The following is a 7333-nucleotide window of genomic DNA, read 5'->3' as shown; positions in this document are numbered from 1 at the left end:
GCTGGGGAGTTTCGGGTGGGTGGGTGGGTGGGTGGGAAAAACCGCCGCGGCAGCGGCGGGGCGGGCGCACTGCGCGGTAGCGCCCCGCGCCCGGGCCGGGCTTCGCAAGGCCAGGGTGGCCCCCACCCACCCCCGCCGGTCCTGCGCCGCCGCTACAGACGCTTCGCGCTGCGGAGCGTCGACGCGTAGTACCCGTTGCCGTCCAGGCGCGACGTGCCGCCCTTGTCGCCGATCGTCGGCCCGTTGACCTCTTCCCGGCTGGAGATGAAGATCTTGTGGCCGTCCGCGTCGTGGCCGAGGAAGATCCCGACGTGGTCGAGCCGCTGCTTCGTACGCGCGTCGAGCTTGAAGAAGACCAGGTCGCCGGGCTGGATGACGTCGATGGTCTTGGGGCGGTCGGCCGCGCCGACCCCCTTCAGCTTGATGACCTCCGTGCCGGCCTTGCCGCGGGCCATGCCGTTGGCCGTGCGGGGCAGGCCGTCACCGGCGGTGTCGGAGGACATCAGGGGGTACCGCGCCCGGTAGCCGAAGACGGTGCGGATGAAGCCGGAGCAGTCCATGGCGCGGGCCCGCTTGGCCTCGGGCTGGATGGTGGTGCCGTCCCGGAAGGTGTAGGGGATGCCGAGGTAGTCGTAGAAGTCGGACTGCTCCTCGCGCAGGTCGTTGCCCTCGCTGCCGTTGGGGTTCAGCGGCCCGAAGTTGGCGTCCCCGCGGTAGGCGATGCCCTCGTCGTCCTTCTTGACGGGCGCGCCCTCCACGTACTGGAAGGCCATGGCGAAGATGTCGTCCTCCTCGCTGCCCGCGTAACTCTTGTACCAGTCCTTGAACCACTTCTCCCTCTCCGCGCCCTTGCGCCACACCTCCGGCATCAGCCGCACCCAGTCCTCGGTGACGACCCGGGACTTGGTGTTGGCGGGCTCGGTGAAGGTGCGGCTCGGCCCGGTGAGCGTGGCGGCGCGGGCCCCGTCGGTGAAGGTGGCGACGACCTTGCCGCCCTCGGTGCGCAGCACGGAGCGGTCGGGGTTGCGCAGCCGCTCCCAGGTCTGCTTGCCGCCCTGCGCCGAGGCGCCGTTGCTGAGACGGCCTGGGGAGTCGGTGACGGCCTGCACCTCGGGCGCCTTGTCCTGTTCGTCCTTGCGCAGTTCGACGGTCAGGAAGGCACTGCCCGCGAGCAGGGCGAGCACGGTCGCGGCGTGGAGGGCGGGGCGCTTCTTCTTGGGCGGCATGTGTGGCTCCGGAAGTCAGGCCGAGGTCAGGCGGACGGCATGAAGCCGAGGAGAATCCCGGCGGTGAGGACGACGTAGGCCATGAGCGTCACCGAGCCCGTGGCGAGCAGGGTGGGGCCCTTGGGCTGGCGCACGAGCTGGTAGGCGATCAGGCCCGGCACGATGAAGCCGAGGGTCTGGTTGCTGTACATCAGCGGGAACTCGATGGAGAGCACGATCATCACGGTGGCCTGGAGCACCACGCCCGTCAGGACGACCGCGGCGAACAGGCGCTTGCCGTACAGGATGATGAAGCGCTGCATGAGGAGCGTGCAGACGTACGTCAGGACGGTGACGCCGACGACCATGGCGGCGCGCTGGAGGTCCTCGACGAGGGTCAGCGCGAGCCAGCCCGGCGTGATCATGCCGCCGGGCGAGAGGTTGGTCGTCAGATAGCAGACCAGGGAGAAGAGCAGCCCGAGCGCGATCCCGATCGCGGCGATCTCGGGGGTGAGGACGGAGGGGATCAACGGGGCTCTCCTGGGCTGTGCCACTGCTGCGTGTCGTCGGCGGCGGGGGTGACGGGCGGGACGCGCGGCTCGAACAGACCGCGGGGCCGGACGGCGTCCGGCTCGGGCCCGCCGGGCTGCTGGGCTTCGTGCGTCGGGTAGGACGCCTCGGGCGCGGGCGCGTAGGCGGCCTGCTGGGCGTAGGGGTCGTGGGCGGCGTACGCGTCCTGCTGGTGGCCGGGGTGCCCCTGCGCCGCGTACGGCTCGGCGTACTGCTGCTGGCCTTGCCGCGCGTCGTACTGCTGGCCGTGCTGCTGGCCGTACGACTGCTGCCCGTACTGCTGCTCGTGCTGCTGGCCGTAGTGGTGACCGTGCTGCTGGCCGTGCTGCTGGGCGTACTGCTGCTGCTCGTACTGCTGGTGGTCGTACGCCCCGTACGGCTGCTCCGCCGTGCGCTGGGCGGGCACGTGCACGGCCGCGGCCGGGGTGAGCTGGTGGTGGGCGTAGCGGTTCTCGTACGCCTCCGGGTAGTGCTGGTACGGGTCGATGTGCGGCTCGTACAGCGGCGTGGGCTGGGTGCGCTCCACGACGCCCTCGGCGGCTTCGGCGCCCTTCGCGGCCGCGGCCGCCGGGGCCGGCGCCGGGTCCTCGCTCTCGTCGGCGGGGAGTTCGGCGAGGTGCTCCAGGAGCACCTCGCCCTGGCCGTGGATGTTGCCGATGGCGACGAGCGAGGAGTCGGGGCCGAGCTGGCCGAGCAGCTGGGCCATGAACTCCTCGGGGTCGCGCCGGTCGCCGCCGAGGTCGACGGCGCGCGAGCGCCACTCGGCGGGGATGGCGTCGATGGCGCTCTTGGCGGGGTGGCCGATGACGAAGACCTTCTCCGGCTGGAGGTCGGGGATGATCTCGCCCATCTGGCCGTTGCGCTCGACGCGGTCCGGGCGGCAGTTGATGACGACGTTCAGCGGACGGTGGATCGCGCCGAGGTCGAGCAGCTGGTTGATGTTCATCAGCGTCGACTCGGGGTCGTTGGCCGCGAAGACGTTGGCGAAGCGGAGCTTCTTGCTGTCCTCGGTGACGTACCGCTCGACGGAGAGGACGCCGGGGTCCGGCGGCGCGTCGTACATGCCCTGGAGGGCGACCTCGCGGCCGACGCCGAGGAGCTCGGCGACCTTGAGCGCGATCGCCACGTTCTCCTTGAAGGTGAACCAGCTGAAGCCGCGCAGCTCGTCGTCGGTGACCGTCTCGGGGTCGGCGTAGATCAGCTCGCAGTTCCGGGCGTCGGCCTCCTCCTTGAGGATGTCGAAGCGGTCCTTCTCGGCGGTGACGCAGATGCCGTTCTCCGGCATGGAGCGGGACAGCGAGCGCGCCACGTCGTCCAGGGTCGGGCCCATCTCGGCGAGGTGGTCCTCGCGGACGTTGCAGAGCACGCCGATGGTGGAGCGGATCAGCTTGGACTGGTTGATCTCCTGGAGCGCCGGCATGACCGCCATGCACTCGATGACCAGGGCGTCCGGGTTGTACGCTGCCGCGCGGCGCACGATGCCGATCTGCTCGACGACGTTGGCGATGCCGAACTTGCGGTAGACCGGCTCCTCGGTGGCGTCCGGGTGGATGAACCGGGCGGCCGTGCCGGTGGTCTTGGCGACGGTGGTCAGATCGCCGCCGCGCAGCGCGCCCGCGCACAGGCGGGTGATGGAGCTCTTGCCGCGGATGCCGTTGACCAGCACCCGCGTCGGTATGTGCTCCAGGTTCGTGAAGTGCCGCCGCTGCTCGATCACGCCGGCGACGAGCAGGACGGCGCAGCACACCACGAGGACGGTGAAGAGGAAGTACACGGCGGTTCAGTTCCTTCCGGCGAGCGGCGCCGACACGCCGTCCCGCTTGCGCTGCGCGCCCGTGGGCAGCTGCTGCCTGATGAGCTCCAGGCTGCGGGTGACGGCGCCGACCTCGTCGTGGTGGACCGGGTACAGGACGGTCTTGCGGTCGCCGTCGGCCAGTGCCTCCGCCTGCTCCGCGAGCTTGCGCAGCGGCCGTACGACGACGATGTGCAGCCAGCCGAGGCAGGCCGCGGCCGCGGTGACGCCGAGCATGCCCGCGAGGACGGTGCGGTTCTGCAGCGTGTACGCGGGGATGGGGAGCTGGGATGCGGGCTGCCAGCTGACCACGGTCCAGCCGAGCGACTTGGCGGCGCCGCCGCCGACGAACGGGGCCGCGGCCGCGATCTGGATGTCGCCGCCGTCGCGGTAGAGCACGCCGCTGGGCCGGGGGCTGAGGCCGACCTTCTGGCTGGTGCCCTCGACGAGCGCGTTCAGCCGCCCGCTGGGCAGGCCCTCGAACTCGAAGTAGCCGGTGTTGCCGCCGATGACCTTGCGGTCCTTGTCGACGACGCGGACCGCGCCGAGGCCGGGGCGCTTGAGCAGCGAGTTGAGGAAGTCGATGCGGAACTCGCCCACGACGGCGGCGCCGCCGCGGCCCGGCACCTCGGCGGTGCCGATGATCACCGGCTCCTTGCCGCCGTCGTCGAGGACGCGGATGGCCTCGTCGGACGGCTTCTCGCCGGAGGGGCTGCGCGGGTCCTGGCCCGCCTCCGACAGGACCTTGCCGTCCTTGTCGAGGACGTACAGGGAGCGGTAGCGGCTGTGCTGGTTCAGGGTGCTCTCGAGGACCTTGCCCATCTCGTCGGACTCGGTGCGGGCGCCGATGAGGGAGGCCACCGAGGTGAGGTCGGCGTGGCCCTCGTTGAGGGCGCGGCGGACCCGGTCGGTGAGGGTGTCGGTGCGCTCGCGCTGGTCGTTGACGAGCTGCTGCGGCACCTGGACGTCGTCCCCCGCGCGGTTGATCAGGAGCAGCAGCGGCGCCGACCAGACGAGCAGGAGCACGCCGCAGACCGCGATGAGGGTGCGGCTGCCGAACTTGCGGCGGCGCGCGGGGGTCTCGCCCGCCGCGGCCGGTTCGCCGAGCAGCTGGCGCCGCAGCCGTTCGAGGGCGGCGCCGATGCGGGCGGCCTCGCCGTGCTTGGGCACGGTCACCGGGCGGTTCAGGTCGCCGCGGGTGAGGCGGCGGCTCTCCAGGAAGAGCCGGATCAGCGGGCGCTGCACGGTGCGCAGGAGCAGGAAGACCGTGACGCCGCCAATGAGCAGCAGGGCGCCCGCGGCGATCAGGCCGAACGCGGAGCTCTCGGCCCGGTCCTCGTCCTCGGCGACGGGCTGCATGGCGACGACGCTGAGGCCGAGCCGGGTCGCCACGGTCTGCTCGCCCGGCTCGGGGGCGGCGAGGGTGGCGTAGCCGGCGACGGACCGCTCGCTGAGGAAGCTGTCGCCGATCAGATGGCCGCTGACGCCCTTGTAGCCGCCGGATCCTGGCTCCTTGGCCAGCAGCGGGTGCTGCCGTGACTTCTTCGCGGCGGCCTTGGCGAACGCCTTGAGCTGCTTGTTGGACTGCTTGACCTCCTTGCGCTGGAGGTCGGTGAGCACCTGCTCGGGCTCCGGGATGCCGTCGGTGCTCAGGACGTTGCCGTCCTGGCCGACGACGGCGATGGCGCGGAAGTTGCCGAGGCTGATGCCGGGGAAGCGCAGGCTGGTGGAGGCGACGAGCAGCTGCTGCGGCTGGCCCTTCCAGCTGAGCACCGCGAAGGCAAGGAGGCGGGTCTCGCCGTTCTCCAGGCGGACCATGCGCGGCTGGAGGCCGTCGTCGTCCTTGAGCTTGGAGCGGTCGACGGCGGCCAGCGGCACGTTCTCGCCGCGCGCGGCGAGGAGCTTGCCGGACCGGATCTCGACGACGGCGGTGCCCATCCACTTCTGGTAGACGCTGCCGATCTTGTCGAGCACGGCGTCGGCGGGCACCGGGTCACCGGCGCTGAACAGGCCCGCGGTGCGGGTCAGGTCGGTGACGGACTCGTCGATGGAGGCGCGCAGCGCGATGGCGCCGTCCTCGGCGAAGTGCTGCTGGGACTGCTTGACGGCCTTCGGTACCGCGTCCTGACCGACGCGGCCGAGGGTGAGGGCGGTGACACCCGCCAGGGCGAGGAGCAGGACCGACAGCACGGCGATCGGCGGGCGGATGCCGCCGATGAGTGACATGTCGGTCCTTCGGCGGACCTTGTGCCGCCGCTTCGTGGGCGAAGCGGCCAAGGGGGAGCTCCTCTCCTGGAGTGACACGGTCGTGACACTGAGTACGGAATCAACGCGGTGGGCACACGGCGGCGCACGTGCGCACGCGGGTGCGATCGGAATGTCATGACCCGCCGGGGGCGGGAATGGATGTACGAGGATGGCGAGATGTGACCTACGTCAAAGATCACTTATAGGCCGCCCCGCGGCCAGGCGTGACTGTATGACCTGGTGTTACGCCGGACTTCACGGAATGTTTCAGTCCGGCAGGTCCTCCAGGGCCTTGAGGCCGTCCTGGCCGGCTCCGCGGTTGAGGAGCGTGCCCTGGGTGCGCTCGAAGGCGAGGCGGTAGCGCGAACGCCGCTCCTCGCTGAGGTCCTTGCCGTCACGCAGCGTGGCGGCGACGTCGAGCAGGCGGTGGTCCTTGACGGCGCCCTTGGGCAGTTCCCCGGTCTCGTCCGGGTCCGGCGGGATCTCCGTGAACGTGGGCACGTACTTGGCGTCGACGTTCCACTTGTCGCCGCGCTTGCTGAAGGTGAACCAGCCGATGGCGCCCTCCTCGGTCAGTCCGCTGGGCACGTCGTGCCGGGCGACCTGGTTGCCGAGTCCGTACGCGATCCAGGTGTCGCCGATCTTCTCCATCGGCTGGACGACGTGCGCGTGGTGGCCGATGACCAGGTTGATCCCGGTCTCCTCCGCGATGCGGCGGGCGAGCTTGATCTGCGGGGTGCTGGCGTTGGGCTGGTTCTCACGGCCCCAGTGGATGCTGAGGATCACCACGTCGGCACCGGCGGCGCGGGTGGCCTTCTCGGCCGCCGCGATCTTGTCGAAGTCGTTCTGGTTGACGATCCAGGGCTTGTCCTTGGGCACCTCGCGGCCGTTGAAGCCGAAGGCGAAGGCGATCTGGCCGACCTTGACGCCCTTGACGGTCGTGATCAGCGGCTTCTTCGCCTCGGCCGCGCTGCGCGCCGAACCGGTGTGCTTCAGGCCTGCCTTGTCGAGGGCGTTCAGGGTGCGCGTGACGCCCTTGGGGCCGTGGTCGAGGGTGTGGTTGGACACACTGGAGCACTGGTCGTAGCCGACGCCCTTGACCGCCGTGGTGATCTGCGGCGGCACCAGGAAGTCCGGATAGCTCTGGAAGGGCCCCTCCGGCTTGCTCACGACCGGCTCGAAGTGACAGATCCCGAGGTCGGCCTTGCTGATGACCGGCTTGACGCCGGCCAGCATCGGGCCGAAGTCGATGCCCTTCTCGCCCTTGCCCGTCACCTTGGCGTCCTTGCGGGCCTGCTCGGTGAGTTGGGGGTGGATGAGGATGTCGCCCGCGGCCGCGACGGTGAACGAGGGGCCGCCGTCGGAGGCCTTGTCGTCATCGCCGCCGAAGGGGCCGCACGCGGTGCCCGCCAGAAGGGCGAGCGAGGCTGCGCAGGTCGTTATTAGCCTGCGGGAGGGACGTGTCATCACGAGGATATCTTTATACAACCATGACTCACCCTCCAATTCGGTCGATAAC

Annotated in this window: 5 protein-coding genes; all 5 read right to left on the bottom strand. The window is 70.6% G+C overall.

Annotated elements, in window-relative coordinates; genetic code table 11:
- Positions 1–152 precede the first annotated feature (152 nt).
- Complete coding sequence (locus tag IG74_RS0126990) at positions 153–1226, bottom strand: C40 family peptidase (RefSeq protein ID WP_030682589.1); 1074 nt, start codon at positions 1224–1226, stop codon at positions 153–155.
- Between the two features lie 26 nt (positions 1227–1252).
- Positions 1253–1735 carry a poly-gamma-glutamate biosynthesis protein PgsC/CapC gene (locus tag IG74_RS0126985; RefSeq protein WP_030682587.1) on the bottom strand — a complete coding sequence of 161 codons (483 nt, stop codon included), beginning with the start codon at positions 1733–1735 and terminating at the stop codon, positions 1253–1255.
- The gene (pgsB, locus tag IG74_RS0126980) at positions 1732–3549 is read right to left on the bottom strand and encodes a poly-gamma-glutamate synthase PgsB (RefSeq protein ID WP_030682585.1); all 1818 of its coding nucleotides are present in this window, start codon (positions 3547–3549) and stop codon (positions 1732–1734) included. The genes IG74_RS0126985 and pgsB overlap by 4 nt, the downstream gene beginning before the upstream one ends.
- Positions 3550–3555: 6 nt before the next feature.
- Positions 3556–5793, bottom strand: a complete 2238-nt coding sequence (locus IG74_RS0126975) for a HAMP domain-containing protein (protein WP_030682582.1) — start codon at positions 5791–5793, stop codon at positions 3556–3558.
- Positions 5794–6081: 288 nt separating this feature from the next.
- On the bottom strand, positions 6082–7281 hold the full coding sequence (locus IG74_RS0126970) for a CapA family protein (protein WP_051855466.1): 1200 nt from the start codon (positions 7279–7281) through the stop codon (positions 6082–6084).
- Between the last annotated feature and the right edge of the window lie 52 nt (positions 7282–7333).

Source organism: Streptomyces sp. NRRL B-1347 (assembly GCF_000720325.1).
Taxonomy (GTDB): domain Bacteria; phylum Actinomycetota; class Actinomycetes; order Streptomycetales; family Streptomycetaceae; genus Streptomyces.
The sequence above is the reverse complement of the archived record's forward strand: the minus strand, read 5'-3'. Positions and strand labels throughout refer to the sequence as shown.

Bases quoted from the DNA above. Each gene is read 5' to 3' on its own strand.
- IG74_RS0126990 (WP_030682589.1), bottom strand. From the start codon at position 1,226: ATGCCGCCCAAGAAGAAGCGCCCCGCCCTCCACGCCGCGACCGTGCTC.
- IG74_RS0126975 (WP_030682582.1), bottom strand. From the start codon at position 5,793: ATGTCACTCATCGGCGGCATCCGCCCGCCGATCGCCGTGCTGTCGGTC.
- IG74_RS0126970 (WP_051855466.1), bottom strand. From the start codon at position 7,281: ATGACACGTCCCTCCCGCAGGCTAATAACGACCTGCGCAGCCTCGCTC.